The 21,413-nt window shown below is 60.2% G+C and carries 21 protein-coding genes and 1 tRNA gene; 13 read left to right on the forward strand and 9 right to left on the reverse strand.

All coding sequences use genetic code 11. From position 1 onward, the window contains the following. Positions 1 to 53 precede the first annotated feature (53 nt). The gene (locus tag Q0936_RS10260) at positions 54 to 863 is read right to left on the reverse strand and encodes a response regulator (protein WP_299141269.1); all 810 of its coding nucleotides are present in this window, start codon (positions 861 to 863) and stop codon (positions 54 to 56) included. 90 nt (positions 864 to 953) lie between these two features. Between Q0936_RS10260 and Q0936_RS10265 the strand changes: the two genes are divergently transcribed. Genes Q0936_RS10265 through Q0936_RS10275 form a run of 3 tightly spaced genes read left to right on the forward strand, consistent with a single transcriptional unit; the run spans position 954 to position 3,416 of the window. Further along, positions 954 to 1,133, forward strand: a complete 180-nt coding sequence (locus tag Q0936_RS10265) for a NepR family anti-sigma factor (protein WP_299141267.1) — start codon at positions 954 to 956, stop codon at positions 1,131 to 1,133. After that, positions 1,123 to 1,674 (forward strand): RNA polymerase sigma factor, encoded by a 552-nt coding sequence (locus Q0936_RS10270; protein ID WP_299141265.1) that lies wholly within the window; start codon positions 1,123 to 1,125, stop codon positions 1,672 to 1,674. Before Q0936_RS10265 ends, Q0936_RS10270 begins: the two co-directional genes overlap by 11 nt. Beyond that, the gene (locus Q0936_RS10275) at positions 1,674 to 3,416 is read left to right on the forward strand and encodes a sensor histidine kinase (RefSeq protein ID WP_299297601.1); all 1,743 of its coding nucleotides are present in this window, start codon (positions 1,674 to 1,676) and stop codon (positions 3,414 to 3,416) included. Before Q0936_RS10270 ends, Q0936_RS10275 begins: the two co-directional genes overlap by 1 nt. Positions 3,417 to 3,642: 226 nt before the next feature. Here the strand turns inward: Q0936_RS10275 and Q0936_RS10280 are convergent, their stop codons facing one another. Both Q0936_RS10280 and Q0936_RS10285 read right to left on the reverse strand, forming a co-directional pair. Then, complete coding sequence (locus Q0936_RS10280; protein ID WP_299297600.1) at positions 3,643 to 3,954, reverse strand: hypothetical protein; 312 nt, start codon at positions 3,952 to 3,954, stop codon at positions 3,643 to 3,645. A gap of 637 nt (positions 3,955 to 4,591) precedes the next feature. Next, positions 4,592 to 4,665 (reverse strand) — tRNA-Cys (locus tag Q0936_RS10285). 363 nt (positions 4,666 to 5,028) lie between these two features. On the opposite strand from Q0936_RS10285, the gene Q0936_RS10290 reads away from it, so the two are divergent. From Q0936_RS10290 to Q0936_RS10305, 4 genes are all read left to right on the forward strand, one after another. Then, positions 5,029 to 5,682: a protein-L-isoaspartate O-methyltransferase gene (locus Q0936_RS10290; RefSeq protein WP_299297599.1), complete on the forward strand. Its 654-nt coding sequence runs from the start codon at positions 5,029 to 5,031 to the stop codon at positions 5,680 to 5,682. Between the two features lie 51 nt (positions 5,683 to 5,733). After that, positions 5,734 to 7,158, forward strand: a complete 1,425-nt coding sequence (locus Q0936_RS10295; protein ID WP_299297598.1) for a TolC family outer membrane protein — start codon at positions 5,734 to 5,736, stop codon at positions 7,156 to 7,158. 74 nt (positions 7,159 to 7,232) lie between these two features. Next, positions 7,233 to 8,213 carry a hypothetical protein gene (locus Q0936_RS10300; protein ID WP_299297597.1) on the forward strand — a complete coding sequence of 327 codons (981 nt, stop codon included), beginning with the start codon at positions 7,233 to 7,235 and terminating at the stop codon, positions 8,211 to 8,213. A 34-nt stretch (positions 8,214 to 8,247) separates the two neighbouring features. After that, positions 8,248 to 8,826, forward strand: coding sequence for a cobalamin biosynthesis protein CobQ (locus Q0936_RS10305; RefSeq protein WP_299297596.1), 579 nt, complete (start codon positions 8,248 to 8,250; stop codon positions 8,824 to 8,826). Positions 8,827 to 8,891: 65 nt separating this feature from the next. Here the strand turns inward: Q0936_RS10305 and Q0936_RS10310 are convergent, their stop codons facing one another. Further along, positions 8,892 to 9,212, reverse strand: coding sequence for a DUF6280 family protein (locus Q0936_RS10310; protein ID WP_039684470.1), 321 nt, complete (start codon positions 9,210 to 9,212; stop codon positions 8,892 to 8,894). Between the two features lie 219 nt (positions 9,213 to 9,431). On the opposite strand from Q0936_RS10310, the gene efp reads away from it, so the two are divergent. After that, on the forward strand, positions 9,432 to 9,995 hold the full coding sequence (gene efp, locus Q0936_RS10315; RefSeq protein ID WP_299297595.1) for an elongation factor P: 564 nt from the start codon (positions 9,432 to 9,434) through the stop codon (positions 9,993 to 9,995). 6 nt (positions 9,996 to 10,001) lie between these two features. On the opposite strand, the gene Q0936_RS10320 is transcribed toward efp, so the two are convergent. After that, a complete protein-coding gene (locus Q0936_RS10320) occupies positions 10,002 to 10,748 on the reverse strand; it encodes a folate-binding protein (protein WP_299297594.1) in 747 nt (248 codons plus the stop codon). Between the two features lie 67 nt (positions 10,749 to 10,815). On the opposite strand from Q0936_RS10320, the gene Q0936_RS10325 reads away from it, so the two are divergent. Then, a complete protein-coding gene (locus Q0936_RS10325; RefSeq protein WP_299297593.1) occupies positions 10,816 to 11,487 on the forward strand; it encodes a TIGR04283 family arsenosugar biosynthesis glycosyltransferase in 672 nt (223 codons plus the stop codon). Between the two features lie 3 nt (positions 11,488 to 11,490). On the opposite strand, the gene Q0936_RS10330 is transcribed toward Q0936_RS10325, so the two are convergent. After that, positions 11,491 to 13,329, reverse strand: coding sequence for an ABC transporter ATP-binding protein (locus Q0936_RS10330; protein ID WP_299146553.1), 1,839 nt, complete (start codon positions 13,327 to 13,329; stop codon positions 11,491 to 11,493). 187 nt (positions 13,330 to 13,516) lie between these two features. Between Q0936_RS10330 and Q0936_RS10335 the strand changes: the two genes are divergently transcribed. After that, positions 13,517 to 14,725: an aminotransferase class V-fold PLP-dependent enzyme gene (locus tag Q0936_RS10335; RefSeq protein ID WP_299297592.1), complete on the forward strand. Its 1,209-nt coding sequence runs from the start codon at positions 13,517 to 13,519 to the stop codon at positions 14,723 to 14,725. A 14-nt stretch (positions 14,726 to 14,739) separates the two neighbouring features. On the opposite strand, the gene Q0936_RS10340 is transcribed toward Q0936_RS10335, so the two are convergent. Together Q0936_RS10340 and Q0936_RS10345 are read right to left on the reverse strand one after the other, a co-directional pair. Further along, a complete protein-coding gene (locus tag Q0936_RS10340) occupies positions 14,740 to 14,958 on the reverse strand; it encodes a hypothetical protein (RefSeq protein WP_299146543.1) in 219 nt (72 codons plus the stop codon). A gap of 55 nt (positions 14,959 to 15,013) precedes the next feature. Continuing rightward, complete coding sequence (locus Q0936_RS10345) at positions 15,014 to 16,117, reverse strand: pyridoxal phosphate-dependent aminotransferase (RefSeq protein ID WP_299297591.1); 1,104 nt, start codon at positions 16,115 to 16,117, stop codon at positions 15,014 to 15,016. A 99-nt stretch (positions 16,118 to 16,216) separates the two neighbouring features. Here Q0936_RS10345 and Q0936_RS10350 point away from each other — a divergent pair, with 99 nt between their 5' ends. Both Q0936_RS10350 and Q0936_RS10355 read left to right on the forward strand, forming a co-directional pair. Continuing rightward, positions 16,217 to 16,384, forward strand: a complete 168-nt coding sequence (locus Q0936_RS10350; protein WP_299297590.1) for a Tat pathway signal protein — start codon at positions 16,217 to 16,219, stop codon at positions 16,382 to 16,384. 60 nt (positions 16,385 to 16,444) lie between these two features. Next, positions 16,445 to 17,242, forward strand: a complete 798-nt coding sequence (locus Q0936_RS10355) for a crotonase/enoyl-CoA hydratase family protein (protein WP_299297589.1) — start codon at positions 16,445 to 16,447, stop codon at positions 17,240 to 17,242. 125 nt (positions 17,243 to 17,367) lie between these two features. Here the strand turns inward: Q0936_RS10355 and Q0936_RS10360 are convergent, their stop codons facing one another. After that, positions 17,368 to 20,505: a valine--tRNA ligase gene (locus tag Q0936_RS10360; RefSeq protein WP_299378081.1), complete on the reverse strand. Its 3,138-nt coding sequence runs from the start codon at positions 20,503 to 20,505 to the stop codon at positions 17,368 to 17,370. 100 nt (positions 20,506 to 20,605) lie between these two features. On the opposite strand from Q0936_RS10360, the gene Q0936_RS10365 reads away from it, so the two are divergent. Beyond that, positions 20,606 to 21,382, forward strand: a complete 777-nt coding sequence (locus Q0936_RS10365) for a DUF3592 domain-containing protein (RefSeq protein WP_299378084.1) — start codon at positions 20,606 to 20,608, stop codon at positions 21,380 to 21,382. Positions 21,383 to 21,413: the final 31 nt, after the last annotated feature.

Raw genomic sequence — 21,413 nt, forward strand, 5'->3', positions numbered from 1 at the left:
CAAGTGAGTGGGTGAAGAGTGGCCCCCGCGGCATCCGCCGCGGGGGACTTTTTTTATGCTTTGAGGATAGCAGAGGACGCAAAGAACATGGCCTGGCTGATGGCGGATCGCACCTGTTCCTCGGTGTAGGGTTTGGAGATCAGGAAGGCGGGCTCAGGACCCTCGCCGGTCAGCAGGCGTTCCGGGTAGGCCGTGATGAAAATCACAGGAATATCGCCTGCATCTGCCGTGATCCGGTTGACCGCGTCGATCCCGCTGGAGCCGTCCGCCAATTGGATATCCGACAGGATGAGGTCCGGGCGCTCGCGTGCAAAAAGGTCAATCGCCTGCGTCTCGGTGCGTGCGACGCCTGTGATCTGGTGGCCCAGATCCGCCGCGATGTTTTCCAGATCGACCGCAATGATCGCTTCGTCCTCGATAATCATCACCTTGCCACTGACCGACTTGGCCATTTCGCTATAGGCAATGTCGAGCAGCGCGCCGATTTCGTCCGCATCCGTCTGCATGATGTAGGCCGATTGCTCTGGTGTGAACTCCTCGAGCGTGCGCAGCAACAGCACCTCACGGGTGCCGGCGGTGAGGGTCGCCAAGTGGCGTTGTGCACGGGCGGCTGGCCCGTCCTCATCACTGCCAAGTTGCGCCCCACTGGACACCCAGATGGTGTGAAACACGGCGAACAGAGCGGTTTTGGGCGCCACGTCATCGGAAAACAGGTCTGGATCCGACAAGATCGCCTCAAGCGCTGTCGCGGCATAGGCATCACCGCGCGACTGACTGCCTGTGAGCGCACGCGCATATCTGCGCAGATAGGGCAGGTTGGGTCCAATTTTGTCTGCCAGGCTCGGCGTGCTAGACTGCGACATTTGATGTCACTCCCGTTTTTTTGCAATTTTCATGGAACAAATGCCGCTGCGGCGCATTTAGTTCCCAAATAGTTGCAGGTTTTTGTGCTTATGACCCAGAAAATGAACCGAGCGGGCAAGACATCAAGTGTTGCCGATGAGATCGACAAGAATATCAAACGCGCCTTTGATGACGTGGCCAATCAGGCGTTGCCGTCACGCTTTACGGACCTTCTTGATCAACTTCGCGCGCAGGATGGTGCCGGTTCGGAGGGCAAGCATGACAAATGATCCTCGTGACGAGCTTGTCACCCATATTGGCCCGATGCGCGCCTTTGCCATCAGCCTGACCCGCAATGCGTCTTTGGCCGATGACATGGTGCAGGATGCGCTGGTCAAAGCGTGGAGCAATATCGACAGCTTTCAGGCGGGCACAAACATGCGGGCCTGGTTGTTCACAATCCTGCGGAACACCTATTATTCGCATCACCGTAAGCGCCGGCGCGAAGTGGAGGACGTCGAGGGCGCGTTGTCCGAAAAGCTGGCGCAAAAGCCGGACCATGATGGCCGTCTGCAAATGCGCGACTTTGCCGCTGCGTTCGAAGAGTTGCCCGAAGATCAGCGCGAGGCTTTGGTTCTGGTGGGGGCAGGCGGCTTTTCATACGAAGAAGCTGCGCAGACCTGCGGTGTTGCCGTTGGCACAATCAAGAGCCGTGTCAACCGTGGTCGCGCCAAGTTGGTTGAACTGATGGGCGTCTCTGACGATGAACCGATGGAAGTGACCGCAGCCGTGACACAGGGCATCGTTGCGATGAACCAGAGCATCGCGTGATGTTGCCGTTTTTCGGCAAGCTGCGCGTCAGGCTGGTTTTGCTGACCCTCTTGGCGTTGCTGCCGCTGGGTGTCATCGCTATGGGGCAGGCGGTTCGGTCCGCTGACATCAACCGCGACCGGATACAGCAGTCGCTGATTGACGCGACTAACGTAGCTGCCGTCGATCAGAGCGCCAAGATCAAACAGGCGGTCGGCGCCGGAGAGGGGCTGGCCGCGATTGTACCGGTTGTGGATCTGGACACGTGCCGGGCCGCCATGTCCCAATTGCTAAGCAGCAACCCGAATTATGCCTTTGCTGGTTTCATTGGAATTGACGGCGTCCTCGAATGCAGCAGCTCTGACGATCTGGTCATGGACTTTTCGGAGTTTCCATCCTGGCAGGCCGCCGTCGATCGATCCGACACATTTGTCGAAGTGAACGCCGATGGGACGGTCAGCGGGCAATCCGTTGTGATCGTCAATGTGCCAGTACGCGATGCGGGTGAAATGCTGGGTTTCGTGTCGCTGTCATTGCCCCGGACGGCCGTGACGTCGGCGGCTCCATTTGAGGAAAGCGAAGATGTCGCCCTGTTTGGCGTCGCGACATCCGGCGCTGTGTTTTCATTGTCAAAAGGGGCAACAGATGTCGCGCAGTACCTGCCACGCGACATGTCGCCCTCGGATCTGCGCGACAAGGCGGGGCGCATTTTCTTTGCAACCGACCGCGCCGGAGAAAGGCGCGCGTTTTCAGTAACCGAGACGGTGGCTGACAGTTTCTTCATTGTCGGCAGTTGGCCCCGGTCCGTGGTGTTCGGGAACGAACAGTGGAAACAGGCCCTGACGCCTGTGCTGTTTGCGGTGCTGATGTGGGTGGCCAGCATGTCCGTCGCGTCCTTTGGGCTGGACCGGATGGTGTTGCGCCATTTGGCTGATTTACGCTCTGCGATGCGCCAATTTGCGTTGGGGGAACGCAATTCCGAAGGCCTGAGCCTGAACAATGCGCCGAATGAGTTCAAGGATGCGGAACGTGCGTTCAATCGGATGGCGTTGTTGATCACCGAAGCCGAAGCGGCGCGTTTGACCGACCTGCACGACAAGGAAGTGCTGCTGCGCGAGGTGCACCACAGGGTCAAGAACAACCTCCAGATGATCGCGTCGATCATGAACCTTCAGGCGCGGGCGGCGCGTACTGATGACGTGCGCGATGTTCTGGCGAGTTTGCAACGGCGTGTGCGTGGTCTCGCGATGTTGCACCGCTCGCTCTACACCCAGCCTGAGACAAGCCAGGTGGACGCGCGCGATCTTGTTTCGGCGGTTGTGTCGGACACGTCAGCCATTTTGCCGGATCAGGCGCTTGCCATTGAGACGGACCTCAGTTCGGCTTTGTTGTACCCGGACCAAGCTGTGCCGTTGTCCATGTGGGTGACCGAGGCGCTGACCAATGCGGTCAAATACGTGGGGCGACCACCCGACGGCACCGCCAGCATAACCGTCACCATGCGCACGGACGTCCCCGGTGAGGTTGCGTTGGAAATCGCCAACACGCTCGGAACACCGTTGGTGGCCAGCCCAAGTGGGATCGAGAGCACTGGGTTGGGCGCAAAGCTGATGCTTGCCTTTTGTCGGCAGTTGGACGGTCAGGTTGAGACGGAAGAGACGGATCATCTCTATGTGCACGTGTTGCGTTTTGCTGTGCAGGACTTTGACCCGGAACCAGCAGACTTGGTGAGCGAAGAACGCGAAGCTGCACGCGTCGGGTAGGGCGCGTCGTTTGTTTTCTATTCAATGTTGGGTAACACGTGCGTTAGTGTATGGCATTCAGGTGTAGAAAACCGACCGTCTGTATATCCTATCAACGCGCATTTGTTGGAGTGGTACTATGCTGCATTCCAATATGGTCGTTTTTGCGTGAAATGTACCAGCAGGGTTGGCACAATACTTCTGGCCGAGATGAGGAAAGTAACAGCGAAACTGATGTGGTACAAATCTAGTTAAATTGCCGCCGGATTGCCTCTACGGCAATTTCGTGAATGGTTAATCCAGGTTGGGATGCACAAAGCCGCTCCACTTCGAGCAGCAGCCAATCGGATGCAAAAGTCTGACCATGCTCTTGTCCTGTAATGGAAAAAAGCTGTTCCAATGGTTCCCGCGCGCCGCTGCGGTAGGTAGTGTACGCCTCAAAAGCTTCAAAATCACTGTTGATGGTGCGCAGTCCGTCCAGGCAACGCATTGAAAATATTGGATCGTCGGCAAAAGCGGGGGATCCGATCACGGCACCAGCAAATAGAAGATTTTTCATCGTTCACTTTCAATTTGGTCGTCACAGCATCGCGCCAAAACTCAGAGAAAGTCATATAGGTTGTTAGGCGCACCAGAGATGGTAGTTGAAGGTGCCTTTTATTAGCGTCTCTTGATGAATGCCAGCAACACTGTTTCTGACTTGGTTCCGCCCGCAGTTTCTTCGGATTTTACTACGACCCGCATATCGGCGGCAGCGCCACTGAGTTTATTTGTGTCTTTGCGTTCGATATCCAGTCAGGCACTTTAAGAATGTTGGGGATACGAACTGAAGCAGTTACTTCTTCCTGTGCAGCGCCAATTTTCAACTCTGAAATGATTGAAGCACCTAACGTCACGAAAAACGGAACTGGTGCAAATTGCAAGCATCAAAAAATTTGCAGTTGTGCCTTCGACCATTGCGCTTCTGCCGTTTGTGAGCAAACCAACACCGCACACGCACGGCCTTTTTAGTGCCGCAGTGAAAGTAGAGGTGAAAGTATCCGAAGACTTGACGCCGAGTGATCTGTCTGCTGCGGTTATCTTACGCCGTTTCGAGTTTGGTTGTTTAGTTTGCTACGGGGCCCGACGACAGACAATGGGTCGGCAGGCGCGCGGAAGTCCCTCGGCGCTCAATTGTAATGATGTCGTGACAAAAATGGAGGCGAGTACCGGAATCGAACCGGTGTACACGGATTTGCAATCCGCTGCGTCACCACTCCGCCAACTCGCCATCCGTGGTGTGCCTCGCCCGTCACTTGCCCAACAAACAATCCAAAAAGCGCACAGGGTACTTTTCCAGGCCTTGCGTGTCAGGCGATCCTACGGTCCAAGACAGTGATCTACTAGTTTTTGCGGCAAAGCGTGTCCAGCAGTTATTCGCGGAAATGGCACATATTCTTGTACCAGTTCTCGGGTCAAACGACGCGTGCTAGGCGGCTTGCCTCCGTCACAGGCCTCACAAACGACGTCGCGCAGATGGACACAAACGCTGCCTTGACCCAATATCCCTGTGTGCGACGTCAAGCGCGTTGCTCCGCCGTGTGTGATGTGGCACATCTGTAAACAGGATTCTGAACGAACGAGTTTAGCTGCAATGACAGACTTCGCCGCCCGACGTACTATGATGGTTGATACGCAAGTGCGACCTTCGGATGTCACCAAATTTCCTATCATCGACGCCATGCTGACTGTGCAGCGTGAGGACTTTGTGCCCAGCGGGCAACGCGAAGCGGCCTATATGGGGGAAAACCTGGATCTGGGCGCAGGCCGTGTCCTGCTGGATCCGCGCACCTTGGCCAAGATGCTGGATGCGCTGGACGTCGCGCAGGACGAGCTGGTTCTCGATGTCGGCGTGGCTTATGGATATTCGGCGGCAGTGATTGCGCACATGGCCGAGGCGGTTGTCGCACTGGAAAGCGATGAGGCCATGGTTGGCGAGGCGCAGGACGCTCTGATGAGTGCGGGCATCGACAACGTAATCACCCAAGCCGGTGCATTGCACGAAGGCGCGGCGGAGCACGGACCCTATGATGTGGTGATCGTGCAAGGGGGCGTGGCCCACGTGCCGGACGCCCTGTTGGCACAGCTCAAGGACGGAGGCCGCATTGCCTGTGTCTTTATGGATGGCGCATTGGGCGAAGTGCGGATCGGGTACAAACTGGATGGGCGTTTGACGTGGCGCCGGTCTTTCAACGCTGGCGCGCCGGTGCTGCAAGGGTTTGAAAGACACGACGCGTTCCAACTCTAGAGACGACAAACAGGCGCGACAGGCCAGGGCGCCAATGTGGGGGTAGAGCAAATGAAAAAGACTGGGATCAACCTGACATGGCGGCGCGCGGCTGGGATCGCGGGCGTGATTGCGGCGCTTGGCGCACCTGCGGCGCAGGCCGATACACTCGCGGATGCAATGGTCGGGGCTTACACGCACAGCGGCTTGCTGGATCAAAACCGCGCCCTGCTGCGCGCCGCGGACGAAGACGTGGCCATTGCTCTTTCGACCTTGCGGCCGATTGTTGGATGGTCTGCTGAAATCAGCCGTCAATTCGGGAACGCGTCTTCAGCTTCGACGGGTGGCTTTTCCAATGACGCCGGTGCAACCAGCGCAACCATCGGTCTGAGCGCCACGCTCCAATTGTTTGACGGTGGTGCGGACGCGGCCCGTATCGAAGCGAACAAGGAAACCGTTCTGGCAACCCGCGCCGGTTTGCTGGGCATTGAGCAAAACGTATTGCTGCGTGCGGCGGCCGCGTTTTTCAACGTGGGACGGCAACAAGAGTTCGTGGCCCTGCGCCAGAACAACCTGCGCCTTTTGCAAGAAGAACTGCGCGCGGCGCGGGACCGGTTTGAAGTGGGCGAGGTGACGCGCACCGATGTGGCACTGGCCGAAGCCGCAGTTGCGCAGGCGCGCAGCAACCTGGCCGCATCCCAACGTGATCTGGCGCAGGCGCAGGCGGAATACGCCAGCGTCACAGGGCGCCAGCCGGGCCGCCTGTCCGGCTTGCCGCGTTTGCCACAAAGCACGACAGATGTGCCAAACGCACAGGCCGTGGCCGTCCGAAACCACCCCGAAATGGATCAGGCGCGCCACCAAATCAGTGCAAACGAATTGCTGGTCACAGCAGCCGGTGCCGACATGTTGCCGACTGTTTCACTCGAGGGTTCGTTGTCGGTGAGCGAGACGTTCAACAGCCAAACCAGTTCTGAGATTGGCAGCGTGGGGGTCAGCGTCAGCGGCCCAATCTACCGTGGTGGTGAACTGTCAGCCCGCGAGCGTCGGGCGCTTGCCGTGCGCGATGCGTCACGTGGCAACCTGCACAACGTCCGCCACGATGTGCAACAAGACGTGGTCGACGCCATTTCGAATCTCATCGCGGCCCGTGCGAGCCTTGTTGCCTCCGAGCGTCAGATTCGTGCCGCGCGCGTTGCTTTCCAAGGTGTCCGCGAAGAGGCGACACTGGGCGCACGGACCACATTGGACGTGCTGGACGCCGAACAGGACCTGCTGGATGCGGAAACCAACCGGATTTCTGCGCAGGCCGATCAATATATTGCGGCCTATTCCGTGCTCGAAGCGCAGGGGTTGTTGACCGCCGAACGGCTCAAGCTGCCTGTGCAGATCTACGACCCCGCAGCCTACTATAACCTGGTCAAGGACGGCCCCGCGAAACGGTCCAAGCAGGGCAAGCAGTTGGACAAGGTCATCCGCGCCCTGCAAATCGATTAAGGTTTTCAGCACAGTATTGTGCGACTCTCACACGCAGGGTAGACTGTGTGCTGAGGTTGAGAGTGGTACAAAAAATGTCTGATCCGATGACCAACACCGAGGTGGAGGACGTTTTGGCGTCAATCCGCCGTTTGGTGTCCGACGACAAACGCCCGGAAACAGAGGCCGAAGCGGCCCCCGCGACAGACCGTTTGGTGCTGACGCCGTCACTGCGTGTGATGGATGATGTGCCCGCGCCTGAACCTGAGATGGAGCCTGAGGCCGAGCCCTTTGAGGCGGAACACGAGGCCGAGGCCGTTGATACGGATCAAGATGATCACGCCGCACAGGATACGGACCACGACGTAGAGACAGAGGCCGTAGAGGTCTCTGACATGGATGTCGTTGAGGAAACGCCGGAGACGGCGGAAGTATCGGATCTCGATGACGTGCAGGTATTCGATGTCGTGGAACAGGACGACACGCCCGAAACTGTGGACCTGTCCCAGATGTCTATTGACGAGGCGTTCGCTCAGGGCATCGAGGAAGAAGATACGTCTGATCGCGAAGCCGAAGCAGAGGCACCGTTTCAGGAACAAGCCGACGAACATGATGCTGTCGAGGAGACGGATACGGCAGAAACCACAGATGACGCATCGGATGGCGATGACCCTGTGGACGTGCCATCGCCGACGCTCAGCGACAAGATCGCAGCGCTGGAAACTTTGATCGGTGGCCGGGACGACCAGTTCGAACCTGATGATGCCGGTGCGGATGCCTATGCGGGCACCGAACCCCCTGCAATGGCGTGGGAAGACGCGGAAGAGACGCCGCCGACCTATGCCGCCTACGCAGAGACCCGCCCGCCTGAGGACGAAGACGACACCGCCGAAACAGCAGCACAGATCTTTTCCACTGACGAAGATGTCCTGGACGAGGAAGCACTGCGCGATCTCGTGAGCGACATCGTCCGTGAAGAGCTTCAGGGCGCTCTGGGCGAGCGGATCACGCGCAACGTGCGCAAATTGGTCCGGCGCGAGATACATCGCGCACTTGCCGCGCAAGAGCTGGAGTGACGGCCGTATTGCCGGGTGCGACATCTGATCGGGCATGAACACGCCAGCGCATTTGCTGATGGGGGCGGCGGTTTTTGGCCGCCCGGCACAGACCAAAATCCTGCTTGCTGCGTTTTTCGGCGCAGTTCTGCCTGATCTGTCACTTTATGTGATGGCGGGCACGTCTCTGCTGATCTTGGGCATCTCACCGCAGCGGGTTTTCAACGAACTGTACTTTTCGGACGCGTGGCAAACGGTGTTTGCCATCGACAATTCGTTCATCCTGTGGGGCATTCTGTGTCTGGTCGCGATTTGGTGGCGTCGACCCTGGGCCGTGGCGCTCACGGGGGCGGCGTTGCTGCATCTGTGTCTGGATTTTCCACTGCACCACGATGATGGGCGCCCGCATTTCTGGCCGATGTCCAACTGGGTGTTTGAAAGCCCGGTCAGCTATTGGGACAGCGCACAGGGCGCCAACTGGGTCGCGCCGATCGAGTTGGTGATGGCCCTGGGTTGCGGCGTTGTGCTGTTGGTGCGGCGGGTGCCGATCTGGGCTGTTCCGCTCACGCTGGTCTTGATGGCTGCCGAGATCTGGATCGTCCGGCAGTGGCTGTTCTTTTTCGCCAACAGCTGACCCACAAAAAAAAAACGCGCCCAGCAGAGGGCGCGTATTCTTTAGCAGCAGTCTCTTGATCGTGATCAGGCGGCTTCGGCCTGTTGCGCGGCGTTGCGACGCTCGGATTCTTCGCGGCTCAGCGCGACAGATGTCCGGACACCTTTGCCGACAAATTCCATCAGACCTTCGACAACCCGCTCATTGGGGTCGATACCCGCACAGCTCAACACTTCGCGGCCATCGCGCGAACGTGCCCAGCGGGCGATTTGCTCCGGTCCATTGCCATACTTCTTATCGTCAGCGATGGCATCATCCAGCGCAGCCAACACAACGGCTGCAAACAGTTTACGTGCACGGTTGCCTTGTTCGTTATTAAAGGCTGTGCCGTCAACGAAATCTTTCATTCGTCGTCCTTCCTTTATTCTTGCTCTTGTCTTTTCGGCGTGACGTTGGTTATGGCCTATCCGCTTCGATTCGAATACCCCATTTTTGCATGGCACCCTTGCATTCTGCGCATGGCTCGCTGCGGCTGCAGCACAGTATCTGGTTGTCTTGCCGCCTGTTCATCACCGAGATATAGGAGGCATCAACTTTTCATCAACCTTTTGCCATGGTTTTGACACATGCCTAAAATCAACGGAAACGAGATACGCCCCGGAAACGTGCTGGAGCATAACGACGGCCTTTGGGCTGCGGTCAAAGTGGACCACGTCAAACCGGGCAAGGGGGGCGCCTTTGCACAGGTCGAAATGCGCAACCTGCGCAACGGTTCCAAGCTGAACGAACGGTTCCGCAGCGCCGACAAGGTCGAGCGTGTGCGCCTCGAGCAGAAAGACCAGCAGTTCCTCTATGAGAACGACGGTATGCTGGTGTTTATGGACACCGACACCTACGAACAGATCGAACTGCCTGCGGAAATTCTGGGCGACCGCCGCCCGTTCCTGCAGGACGGTATGACGATCGTGGTCGAATTTTATGACGCCGAGGCACTCAACGCCACGTTGCCTCAGAAAGTGACCTGCAAGATCGTTGAAACCGAACCGGTGGTCAAAGGTCAGACGGCTGCCAACTCGTTCAAGCCTGCGGTGCTGGACAATGGGATAAAGGTGATGGTGCCGCCCTTTGTCGGGCAGGACGAAGACATCATCGTGAACACCGAGACCATGGAATATTCCGAACGCGCCTAAGGCACGTTATGTCTCTGCTGTGACCCGCCGCACATCGGCGCTGTCGGCCTGCATGGGGCCGTCGGCGCGGTCATAGCGCAGATAGGCAATCGCCCGGTTCCCTGCGCGGCTGTGCAAGGTGCCGACCGGTTTGCCGTCAGCGGTGATATCGCTGCCCGTGGCCGCATCGCCGTGCACCTCAACCGTCGCCAAGCCTTTGCGCAACCTGGTCTTGTGCTTCATCCGTGCGGTGACCTCTTGGCCCACGTAACACCCTTTGCGGAAATCGACGCCGTGCAGCGCCTCGAACCCGGCCTCAAGGATATAAGTGTCGGGGTGCAGCTCAATCCCCGTCTCAGGCACCCTGTGCGCCACACGCAGCGCCGTCCAGTCGGTCGTGTCATCCGTTTGCGGCGTCGCACGGTAGGCACGCCATCCCAGCGCACCGTGGCGCGGGTCGTTCATGCCGTCAGACGGTGTGCTGTCCAGCCCACGGTGCAGATGCAGGTCCGCGTCCTCTATCGCAACATCCGCACGCAGTTTGTACATGGTCAATCGCTGGCGCAGCGCGTCCGCCTGTGATGCGTGCGCGTCCAGATGCACAGCACCGTCCTGCGCGAACAGGAAGAAGTCGGCCAGGTACTTGCCCTGCGGCGTCAAAAGCGCGGCATAGACCAGCCCTTCGTCGACGCCGTTGACGTCATTGGTCACCAGACCCTGCAAAAAGCTGCGGGTATCGGGGCCGGTCAGGCGAAAGATATGGCGGTCAGACACAAGGCGTTCCTTTCACTGCGAACCCTTTTCATATAACAGCCATCCGCACGTGCAAAAGGGGGGCGATGTGCCTGCACCACTGTCTATTGTCATTCCTACGATGAACTCCGGATCCGGGCTGCACACCTGCCTGTCCGCGCTGATGGAGGGGATCGAGGCCGGCTTGATCGCTGAGCTGATTGTGACCGACGGCGGATCAGATGACGAAACGCGCGCCGTCGCCGACGCATGGGGTGCCGAGATCGTCACTGGCCCACCGTCGCGTGGTGGGCAATTGCGCCGCGGGTGTGACGCTGCGCGTGGGACGTGGCTGCTGATCCTGCATGCTGACACTGTTCTGGATGCCGGTTGGACCAGTGCTGTGGACGCCCATCTGGGCCAGGCCGACGCGGGGTATTTCGCGCTGCGCTTTGACAGGGGCGGGCGCGCGGTGGCGGCCTGGGCCAATCTGCGTGCGAGGCTCTTTGGTTTGCCCTACGGGGATCAGGGCCTTTTGATCCGGCGCAGCCTCTATGACCGGGTGGGTGGTTATGCCGATATCCCGCTGATGGAGGACGTCGCCATGGCGCGGGCACTGCGTGGACACCTGACCCAACTGGACGGCATCGCGATCACCAGCGGCGAGAAATATCGCCAGCAAGGGTGGCTCAGACGCGGCGCGCGCAACCTTTGGACGTTGGTGCAGTATCTGGCTGGGGTAAATGTGGACACGCTGGCCCGGCAATACCGTCGTGAGTGAAGCCTAGCCCCAAAACCGCGACCGCAAACGGGTCAGCAGGCCGGGTGCAGGCGTGTCTTCGGCGGCCTGACCGTCTGCGGCTATGGTGACATTGGCGTCGATGACGGTCTTGCCGTCCTTGAACTGCAACCGGTACAGGTCGGCATAGATGCCACCCCGGTCCAGCAATTCCTCATGGGTGCCGGAATCCATGACTTTGCCCCGGTCCATCACCACGATTTTGTTGGCACCGCGAATGGTGGACAGCCGGTGCGCGATGACCAGCGTGGTGCGCCCCTTGGACAACCGGTCAAGCGCGGTCTGCACGACTTTCTCCGATTGCGCATCCAGTGCAGAGGTGGCTTCGTCCAGCAGCAGGACAGGCGTGTCGCGCAAAAGAGCGCGCGCAATCACAACCCGTTGACGCTGCCCGCCAGATAGGGCTGACCCGCGCGGGCCAACATGACTGTCGATGCCGTTGGGCAGCTTGTCGATGAAATCTGTCACATGGGCGGCGTCCAGTGCGGCCTGCAGTTGCGCATCGCTGACATCCGTCCGACCCAACAGCACATTCTCGCGCAGCGTTTCGTCAAACAGCAGCGCCTCTTGCGTCACCACAGAATACAGGCCGCGCAGGTCCTCAAGGGACATGTCAGTGGTCTTGACGCCGCCGATGCGCACGGCACCTTGCTGTGGGTCGACCAGCCGCGTCAGCAGGTTAAAGATACTGGATTTGCCCGCGCCGGACGCGCCAACTAACGCTGTGGTCTCGCCGGGACTTGCAACCAGCGACACGCCGTCCAGAACCCGCGTGTCACCATAGTCCAGCGCGACGTCTTCGATCGCGATCTCTGGCACGCCGTCAGGCGCGGTTTCCGGATTGTCCGGCGAGGTCAAGGCAAGGGGCGCATCCAGCAGCTCTTTGACCCGCTCGATCGACGCGGCCGCTGCTTGCCACAGGCCCGAGATGTTGCCCAGCCTGCGCATTGGATCAAAGGCAAACCCCATGGCGGTGAAGAACGTCATGAACTGACCAATGGTCTTTTCGCCCGAGATGATCTCGGACCCGCCATATAGGATCACAGCCATAAACCCGACGCCCGATATGATGTCGATCATCGCAGGGATCGCCGCGCTGCCAAAGGCGGTTTTGACCTCGGTCTTGATGAACCGTTCCGTCAGCGTGCGGTATTGTGCGGCCTGATACCGCTCCAGCGCGTTCAGTTTGACCTGAACGATGCCGTGAAACACCTCGTCCAGGCGGGTGGCCAGGTTGGCGCCAAGGTCGCGCGACTTGCGCGCATAGGCCCGCACAAAGCGCTGTGCCATCGCCGCAGGCAGCACGAGAACCGGAATGCCGATACAGGCCAACAAGGCCCACACAGGGTCCACGCTGATGGCCACGCCCAGCAGAACTATTAGCCCCAGCAAGTCGCGCCCCGCGCCTGTGATGATGGCCCGCCACACGTCGCCCACGGCCCCAACATCCGCCTGCACCCGCTGGATCAGAAACCCCGGCGGGTGGATTTGGTGAAATGCGCCGTCCTGCAACATGATGCGGTCTAGCAGATCCATGCGCAGCGCCGCACTGGTCTTGAGGGCAACGCGGGTCAGGATCAGCTTTTGGATAACGGACGAGGTGGCGCGGACGATAAAGATGCCAACCACAAACGCACCGACCCAGATCAGCATATTGCCGTTGCCAGCAACAAACACTTGATCGAACATCGGCTCCATCAGTTTGGCCAGCGCGCCCAGCATCGATCCCTCGACGAGCATAAAGAACACAGCGACCAGCATCAGGCGCCAGTGTTTTTTCAGGTAGTACGTCCAAAGCCATCGCAAAAGCGGGCCTGACGGCATGCTGGGAGTGTCTGGCGTATTGGGTGAGGTCACGCTTGGATCCAAGCGGCCACATGTGCCGCGCCCCGATGAGTTCCGTTGAAGCAAAGGTGTACCGCGCGGTTCAGGGCAGGGCAAGCGCATGCACCGATTGACGCCGCGCCGCGCCGCGCTAGGGTGCCGGGCAAACATCCCTTCGGAGATTGCCATGCCATCCTTGCCCCTTGCGCGCCACGGTCGCGAATATCTCGCCATTCCGGGACCCTCGGTGATGCCCGATGCGGTGTTGCAAGCGATGCACCGTGCCGCGCCCAATATCTACGCGGGCGCGCTCATTGATCTTGCTGCCAGCCTGGTGCCGGATCTCAAGCGGGTGGCGCGCACGGACGGACACGTGGCCATGTACATCGGCAACGGCCACGCCGCATGGGAGGCCGCACTGGCCAACACGCTTGCCCCCGGTGACGCTGTGCTGGTGCCTGCGACCGGGCGCTTTGGGCATGGCTGGGCCGACATGGCCGACGGGCTGGGGATCGACACGCATATCCTCGACTTCGGCAAACGAGCGCCCTGGGACATGGATCAGATCGCGGACGCCTTGCGTGCAGACGCAGACCACCGGATCAAAGCCGTGCTGGCGGTACACGTGGACACATCGACATCCGTGCGCAACGACGTCGCAGCACTGCGCACACTGCTGGACGCTGTGGGACACCCCGCGTTGCTCATGGTCGATTGCATCGCATCGCTGGGTTGCGACCCCTTCGAGATGGACGCCTGGGGTGTCGATGTCATGGTGGCGGGCTGTCAAAAGGGACTGATGGTGCCGCCGGGCATGTGTTTCGTGTTTTTCAATGACAAGGCGCAGGCCGCCCGCGCCGCTCTGCCGCGGGTCAGTCGCTATTGGGATTGGGAGCCCCGTGCCAATCCCGAAGAGTTTTTCATGTACTGGAACGGCACCGCGCCGACACATCATCTCTATGGTTTGCGCGCGGCACTCGACATGATCCACGCCGAGGGTCTGGAAAACGTCTGGGCGCGCCACGCCCTGTTGGCCCGCGCCATTTGGGCGGCCTGCGACACGTGGGCAGGGCAGGGGCCGCTCGAATTGAACGTGAGCGATACCGCGCACCGCAGCACAGCAGTAACAGCGCTGCGCATTGGCGCGCCGCACGGCACGGCACTGCGCGACTGGGTCGAACACAACCTCGGACTGACACTTGGCATTGGGCTGGGCATGGCACCACCGGGCGATCCGGCATGGCACGGGTTTTTCCGGCTGGGCCACATGGGCCATGTCAACGGACACATGATCATGGGGTTGCTGGGCGGTATTCAGGCCGGGCTGACCGCACTGGACATCCCCCATGCACCGGGTGGTCTGGATGCGGCCGCAGGGGTGATTGCAAAAGGGTGATACCCGGCCGGGGCTCAGACGCTCTTGCCGCGCCGGATAGAGGCGGCCTGTCGCCGCGCCGCCCACACCCTGCTGCGATCGATCAGGTGGTTGACGCCCAGGCCCAAAAAAACGGCTGCAATCAAGCCCCAGATTGCCCAGATCGCAACCAGTATCCAGGTAATGTTAACGCCAAACATCACAAGACATGCGCTGGTGTAGTTCGGCGCGCGACCCATGTTGTGATCGTCCATGGTGACCTCGCAGGCAGATGTAACGCGCTCAACTATAGTGCGACATCCTGTCCTGTCAGCCCCTTTGCGCGTCTTCCAGCGCACCGGGCAGGGCGCGGGCAAAGGCCGCGAGGTCTGCGTCAGTGCCGCAACTGACGCGGATGCAGCGGTTTTGCGGCGCGGCAAAGGGCATACGCACAAAAATCCCGCGCGCGATCAATCCGTTCAACACCGCCTTGGCAAAGGCCCCGTCGCGCCCGCAATCAAGGGCGACAAAGTTGGTGGCGGAGGGCAAGGGTACAAGCCCATTGGCCTTGGCAATCTCGCCTATTTGGTCGCGCGCGAGGGCGATGTCACGCACGGTTTTGTCCAGGTGTGCCTGATCCTCCAACGCGGCCAATGCACCGGCCTGAGCGGCGCGGTTCATGCCGAAATGGTTGCGCACCTTGTTAAAGGCTTCGATCAACGAAACTGCGCCGATCGCATAGCCGACGCGTGCGCCAGCCATGCCGTAAGCCTTTGAAAACGTGCGCATCCGCACGACCCGTGGGTCATTTGGATCAATGTCGGGTGCGGTGCCTTCGGGGGCGCATTCGACATAGGCCTCGTCGAGGATCAACAGAGTGCCGGACGGCAGCATGTCCAGGGCGCGGGTCAGCGTCGCACCCTCATGTACTGTGCCCATCGGGTTGTCGGGGTTGGCCAGATAGACCAGCTTCGCATCGACCTCTGCCGCCTTGGCAAACAGGGATGCGGGGTCTTCGTGGTCGTCCACATAGGGAACGGTGTGCAAGGTGCCGCCAAAGCCCGCCGCGTGGTAGTTGAATGTCGGGTACGCGCCCAAAGATGTGACCACGTGATCGCCTGGTCCCACAAACAGGCGGGCAAGGTAGCCGAGCAACCCGTCGATCCCTTCGCCCACCATAAACTGACCAGCCGGGATGCCATGGTGCGCCGCCAGAGCGTGCCGCAGGTCATGGTTTTCGGGGTCGCCATACATCCACTGATCAGCCTGCGCCATGGCCACTTGCGCGCGCGGCGACGGGCCAAAGACGTTTTCATTGGCGCCAAGGCGCGCCTCAAATGCGGTGCCGCGGGCGCGTTCCTGTGCTTCGGGGCCGACAAATGGCACGGTTGAGGGCAGGCTGACGGCAAGCGGTGTGAGGCGAAAATCTGTCATGACAGAGGGGTAACGCGACGGCGCGCGCGGGGCAAGGATTTGGGGTTTGGCGCGTCAGCGCCTATATTGAGAACCGTTCGCAACTGGAGGTGTGTCGAAATGGCAAAGATGACGCGACGTGGATTTCTGGCAACGGCCGTCGCCGCTAGTGCGGTGCGGGTTGTACCGGGCGTGGCCGCAAAGACTGGTGGCGGTCGGCGCATTCTGACCCTCGTGTACGACAAGGGGCTCGGTATGATGCGCGCCGTTGAGCGTGTTGTGCCCTGACGTTTTTCTGGCGCGCGCCTGCCGGATGGGTTTGGGTGGGACAAACAGGAGACCGAACCAATGTCTGATGCCCCCCGTGTGACCATCACCTATGATAACCATATCGCGCATGTCCGGCTGAACCGTGCCGACAAGATAAACGCCGTGGATCAGGCGATGATCGACGCGGTGATTGCCGCAGGTGACGAAGTTGCGGCATCGGATGCGCGGGTCTGTGTGATCTCTGGTGAGGGCAAGGGGTTTTGTGCGGGCATCGACATCGGCGGTTTGGGCGCCATGATTGGCAAAGACCCCAATGATTTGTTGATGCCCCGCACGCACGGCGCAGGCACAACCAACCAATGGCAAGAAGTTGCGATGGTCTGGACACGGGTGCCGCAACCCGTAATCGCCGCTGTCCACGGCGTGTGCTATGGCGCTGGCATGCAGTTGGCGCTGGGCGCGGATATACGCATCGCCGCGCCCGATGCACGCTTTGCCGTGATGGAAATGAAGTGGGGCATCGTGCCGGATATGGGCGGCATGGTGCTGTTGCCCCGCCTTGTGCGCAGCGACGTGCTGCGCAGGCTGACCTATACCGCAACACCGGTTTCCGCTGAACAGGCCGAGGCCTGGGGTCTAGTGACGGAAGTGGCCGCAGATCCACAGGCCGCAGCATTGGCATTGGCCGGTGAGTTGGCGCAAAAATCGCCATCCGCATTGCGCGCAGCCAAGGCATTGATCGGCTATGCCGAGACGCACGGCGCCGACGATGTGCTGATGGAGGAAAGCCGGGTTCAGGCCAGCCTGATCGGCAAGCCGGACCAGATGGAGATGGTCGCCGCCACCATCCAGAAACGCGCGCCTGTCTTCAAGTGATCCAAATGCCGCCTTGCGGCGACGACATGATGGGCGGCGGCTGCGACCTGAGCCCCACATGGCCCCTGTAGGGCAGGTGGAGATGTCGCACGGCCGTTTGGGGCCGTGCGTCTAGCGGCGTTACTTCAAAGCTCTTTCAGGCGGCTCAATGCCTCGTTCAGCTTGGCCTCTTCGTCCTCGCGCAGGGCGAGGTTGGCTTTGGTTTCCTCAACCACCTCTGGCGGCGCGCTCTGTGCGAATTTTGGGTTCTTGAGCCGCCCACGCAGGCCGCCCAGTTCCTTGGCCAGCTTGCCCAACGTCTTTTCGAGGCGCGCAATCTCTTCGGCGACGTCAATCACATCCGCCAGAGGCAGCCCGAAGGTGCCGCCGGTGATGGCCAGCGCGACCGTCCCTTTGGGGAAGTCGTCGACGTCAGACACGCTTTCCAACCGGGCAAAGCGGTGGATGAGCGCTTTGTTCCGTTCATAGGCGGCGCGTGCCTGAGGCTCGAACCCTTTGACGACGCAAGGCACGTAGGCGCCCGCTGGGACGTGCATCTGGGCGCGGGCAGAGCGGATGGCTTCGATCAGTTTGATCACCCAGTTGAGTTCGGTATCCGCGTCCGGGTCCACGAGATCAGTGGAGTAGGTGGGCCAATCGGCGTGGATCAGTTTCTTGGGCCGCGCCTTTTGGCCCCAGAGCTCTTCTGTGATGAAGGGCATGATGGGGTGCAGCAGGATCAGGCATTGGTCCAGCGCCCAGGCGTAGGTCGCCTTGGTTTCTTCGATCTCTTCGGCGGTGCCTTCGTCGAAAATTGGCTTGGTGAACTCGAGATACCAGTCGCAGAACGTGTTCCAGGTGAAGGCATAGAGCGCGCTTGCCGCATCTTTGAAGCGGTAGTCGGTGAGCGCCTGATCCACGGTTTCGCGGGTTTTTGCCAGTTCGCCAATAATCCAGCGGTTGAGCGGGTGGGCTGTCCCCGCGGGGACAGTGTCGGAATGGGGCACGTCAAAGGTGCCGCGCATCTCGCCGTAGCTGGCGGCGTTCCAGAGTTTTGTGCCGAAGTTGCGGTAGCCTGCGATGCGTTGGGTGTCGAGTTTGAGCGTGCCGCCGAGGCTTGCCATCGCAGCAGAGGCGAAGCGCAGCGCGTCGGCGCCGTATTCGTCGATCAGGTCGAGCGGGTCCACGACGTTGCCGGTGGATTTCGACATCTTCTTGCCCTTGGCGTCGCGGACGAGGCCGTGGAGGTAGACGGTGTCGAAGGGGATGGTATCGGTAACAGCGAGTTGCATCATCATCATGCGGGCGACCCAGAAGAACAGGATGTCCTGGCCGGTGATGAGGTCACTCGTCGGGAAATACTTTGCGAGTTCGTCCGTGTCTTCGGGCCAGCCGAGGGTGCCGATGGGCCAGAGGCCGGAGGAGAACCAGGTATCGAGGACGTCGGGATCCTGCCAGAGTTCGACTTCCATGGCCCCAAAGTTCGTTTCTAGGTCCTGTGTCGCGTTTTCTTTGCTGGAGGCAATTAGAACGTTGAACTTCTCTGTGCTGCGTTGGAGACCATCCTGCCATTCGTAGCCAAGTGGTCCGTAGTATTCCCAAGCAAGCGCCATTGCCTCGTCTGCATTGGAGGCGCAGAACGCCACAGGTGTCGATGCGTCGAAGTGTGAAGTGCGCAGGCGCTCAATTGCCGCGTCACTTTCATGGAGATGAGCAACCGAGTCTTGCCGAACGCCCTTCGTAATCACGCTGGGCCCATACCAAACCGGGATCTGATGCCCCCACCACAGCTGGCGCGAGATGCACCAGGGTTCGATGTTTTCGAGCCAGTGGTAATAGACCTTCTCCCCGCTTTCGGGCAGGATTTTGACGTCGCCGTTGCGCACCGCATCGAGGGCGGGGCCGACGATCTTGTCGGTGTCGACGAACCATTGGTCGGTGAGCAGGGGCTCAATCACGACTTTGGAACGGTCGCCGAAGGGTTGCATGATGGGTTTGTTTTCGACCATGGGGATGGTGGGCAGATTGCCCACCCGACGGTCGGGGTCCGCCTCGGCCTCGGCGTCGTAATCCGGGTTGGGGATCATGACCGCGTTGCCTTCGGCGGTGATGGCGGCAACCACCTGCGCGCGGGCCTCTTCGCGGGTCAGGCCACGGTATTCATCCGGCACGAGGTTCATGGCGGCGATCATCGCCTCGTCGAACTCTTGCTCTCCGTTGGCGATGGCTTGGGCCACGGCGGCTTCGTCGGCATAGGGTTTGCCGTCGGCGCGCATGTTCGCCTTTGTGTCCATCAGGTTGTACATCGGGATGCCGCCGCGTTTGGCGACCTGATAGTCGTTGAAGTCGTGTGCACCCGTGATCTTGACCGCGCCCGAGCCGAAGTCGGGATCGGGGTATTCGTCGGTGATGATCGGGATCAGGCGGCGGTGCTCTTTTGGCCCCACCGGGATTTCGCAGAGTTTTCCAATGATTGGCGCGTAACGATCATCGGACGGATGAACCGCGACCGCGCCGTCGCCCAGCATGGTTTCGGGGCGGGTCGTGGCGATGGAGATGTAGTCGCGTTCCTCGGTCAAGGTGACGTTGCCATCGGCGTCCTTTTCCACATAGGTGTAGGTTTCGCCGCCCGCGAGCGGGTATTTGAAGTGCCACATGTGGCCGGGCACTTCGATGTTCTCGACCTCGAGGTCTGAGATCGCCGTCTCGAAATGCGGGTCCCAGTTGACCAGCCGCTTGCCGCGGTAAATCAGGCCCTTGTTGTACATCTCGACGAACACCTTGATCACGGCGTCGTGGAAGTTGCCCTCGTTCCCCGCGGGTGCACCGGGCGCGCCAGACATGGTGAAGGCCTCGCGCGACCAATCACAGCTTGCGCCAAGGCGCTTGAGTTGGGACACGATTGTGCCGCCGCTTTCAGCCTTCCATTCCCAGATTTTCTGGGTGAACGCCTCGCGGCCCAGTTCGGTGCGGCTGGGTTGTTGCTGTTCGGCCAGACGCCGCTCGACCACCATTTGGGTCGCGATGCCCGCGTGGTCCGTGCCCGGCTGCCAGAGCGTGTCAAAGCCGCGCATGCGGTGCCAGCGCACCAGCACATCCTGAAGGGTGTTGTTGAAGGCGTGACCCATGTGCAGGACGCCGGTGACGTTGGGGGGCGGGATCATGACGCAGTAAGTTGCCGCATCGGTGCGTGCATTGGCGCCCGCGTTGAAACAGCCCGCCTTTTCCCAGTCCGCATAGATGCGGGCTTCGGCTTCTTTTGCGTTGAATTTGCCCAGTGCCATGGTGGTGGCCCCCTTGTTTGCTTGGCGCGTGGGATAGCCGGGTGAGGGTGTGAAGGGAAGGGGGTTTTGGTGGCGGCAGGGGTTGGGTAGGGTCAGGCGCATGAAGGATTACACGAACGGGCCTGCGCCCGGTTTTTTGAGGCTGTGGTGGGGCAAGGGCGCTATTTTTGCCATCTGCATTGCCATGTTTTCGGTTTTTACGACCGTTGGCAGCTATCACTCACTGAAACGTGGGCTGGCGTTTGATGCCGAGGGGGTGGTCGTTGAGGCGATGTCTGTGGATCGACGCACGAAACGTGTGCGACGTAACGATCGGAATGAAACAGATTACCTCGTGACCTTTCGGTATGCGACAGAGAGTGGCGAAATCAGTGTCGAGAAGAAGGTCGATCGCAACCTCTATGAGGCACTTACACCTGGTCAGCTCCGTGACGTTCGATATCTTGCTGGTCGGCCACGTCAGATGGAGCATACGATTGGCAAGACATGGCGCGATGGGCAGGTCATGCGTTGGCTATCCCTTGCCTTTGGGCTGGCGGCTTTGGGGGTCTTTTGGTGGACGGCGCGTGCCGCTATCGAAGCGATCCGAGCGCGCAAATACGGTCGGGCCGAGTGGGCGACGGTCTGGTCCATAGATGAGCGCATCAGTAGATCCAAGAATTCGGAATCGAAGACATATGTGCTGGTATGGCGCGATGCCCAGGGCGCGAAGGGTGAAAGCCTGCCGTCGGGGTCCAGGAACCGGTATTTTCAATATGGGCCAACGTCGAAAATTGAAGTGTTCCGCGACAGCCGTGGCAAGACCTGGTGGGTCGGAGACGTCGGTCCGCGCGCCTCAGCCCCAACAGTGCCGGATGTTGGCAAGTCTTCGTCGTAACTGGCTCTGGACACTGGTGACGTTGTCGCTA

It is taken from the genome of uncultured Tateyamaria sp. (genome assembly GCF_947488715.1).
Taxonomy (GTDB): Bacteria; Pseudomonadota; Alphaproteobacteria; order Rhodobacterales; family Rhodobacteraceae; genus Tateyamaria.

Bases quoted from the DNA above. Each gene is read 5' to 3' on its own strand.
- Q0936_RS10280 (WP_299297600.1), bottom strand. From the start codon at position 3,954: ATGAAAAATCTTCTATTTGCTGGTGCCGTGATCGGATCCCCCGCTTTT.
- Q0936_RS10345 (WP_299297591.1), bottom strand. From the start codon at position 16,117: ATGACAGATTTTCGCCTCACACCGCTTGCCGTCAGCCTGCCCTCAACC.
- Q0936_RS10330 (WP_299146553.1), bottom strand. From the start codon at position 13,329: ATGCCGTCAGGCCCGCTTTTGCGATGGCTTTGGACGTACTACCTGAAA.
- Q0936_RS10295 (WP_299297598.1), top strand. From the start codon at position 5,734: ATGAAAAAGACTGGGATCAACCTGACATGGCGGCGCGCGGCTGGGATC.
- Q0936_RS10355 (WP_299297589.1), top strand. From the start codon at position 16,445: ATGTCTGATGCCCCCCGTGTGACCATCACCTATGATAACCATATCGCG.
- Q0936_RS10340 (WP_299146543.1), bottom strand. From the start codon at position 14,958: ATGGACGATCACAACATGGGTCGCGCGCCGAACTACACCAGCGCATGT.
- Q0936_RS10360 (WP_299378081.1), bottom strand. From the start codon at position 20,505: ATGGCACTGGGCAAATTCAACGCAAAAGAAGCCGAAGCCCGCATCTAT.
- Q0936_RS10335 (WP_299297592.1), top strand. From the start codon at position 13,517: ATGCCATCCTTGCCCCTTGCGCGCCACGGTCGCGAATATCTCGCCATT.
- Q0936_RS10300 (WP_299297597.1), top strand. From the start codon at position 7,233: ATGTCTGATCCGATGACCAACACCGAGGTGGAGGACGTTTTGGCGTCA.
- Q0936_RS10290 (WP_299297599.1), top strand. From the start codon at position 5,029: ATGACAGACTTCGCCGCCCGACGTACTATGATGGTTGATACGCAAGTG.
- efp (WP_299297595.1), top strand. From the start codon at position 9,432: ATGCCTAAAATCAACGGAAACGAGATACGCCCCGGAAACGTGCTGGAG.
- Q0936_RS10365 (WP_299378084.1), top strand. From the start codon at position 20,606: ATGAAGGATTACACGAACGGGCCTGCGCCCGGTTTTTTGAGGCTGTGG.
- Q0936_RS10270 (WP_299141265.1), top strand. From the start codon at position 1,123: ATGACAAATGATCCTCGTGACGAGCTTGTCACCCATATTGGCCCGATG.
- Q0936_RS10305 (WP_299297596.1), top strand. From the start codon at position 8,248: ATGAACACGCCAGCGCATTTGCTGATGGGGGCGGCGGTTTTTGGCCGC.
- Q0936_RS10275 (WP_299297601.1), top strand. From the start codon at position 1,674: ATGTTGCCGTTTTTCGGCAAGCTGCGCGTCAGGCTGGTTTTGCTGACC.
- Q0936_RS10350 (WP_299297590.1), top strand. From the start codon at position 16,217: ATGGCAAAGATGACGCGACGTGGATTTCTGGCAACGGCCGTCGCCGCT.
- Q0936_RS10310 (WP_039684470.1), bottom strand. From the start codon at position 9,212: ATGAAAGATTTCGTTGACGGCACAGCCTTTAATAACGAACAAGGCAAC.
- Q0936_RS10265 (WP_299141267.1), top strand. From the start codon at position 954: ATGACCCAGAAAATGAACCGAGCGGGCAAGACATCAAGTGTTGCCGAT.
- Q0936_RS10260 (WP_299141269.1), bottom strand. From the start codon at position 863: ATGTCGCAGTCTAGCACGCCGAGCCTGGCAGACAAAATTGGACCCAAC.